The organism is Pseudoalteromonas sp. SG41-5, assembly GCF_014164495.1.
In the GTDB taxonomy this organism is placed as follows: domain Bacteria; phylum Pseudomonadota; class Gammaproteobacteria; order Enterobacterales; family Alteromonadaceae; genus Pseudoalteromonas; species Pseudoalteromonas rhizosphaerae.
Map to the genome: position 1 here is coordinate 1 of NZ_JACJFH010000331.1, position 245 is coordinate 245.

Genomic DNA, 245 nt, shown 5'->3' on the forward strand with positions numbered 1-245 from the left:
GCAATCACAATTAATAAATGGATATAGATTATGGACAAGCTCATAAAATCACTCATCACACTTGCTTTAACATTATTTGTAATAGGTTGCTCGTCAACAGGAACAATTGATTACATGGTTGCAGGCGGTGCGACACAAAAGGGTAATGAAATCTGGGTGCAATCAATCACTTTTGATAATAGTTGGGGTATTCCTATGGGGAGCCTTGGTTGTTGCTGGCAAAGTGCCGGTAAAACAAGTGGTGT

The 245-nt window shown here is 39.6% G+C and carries 1 pseudogene; it reads left to right on the top strand.

The features are described from left to right. Positions 1–30: 30 nt before the first annotated feature. Positions 31–245 (top strand): annotated as a pseudogene (locus H5232_RS23850) (DUF2931 domain-containing protein); the annotation flags it as partial.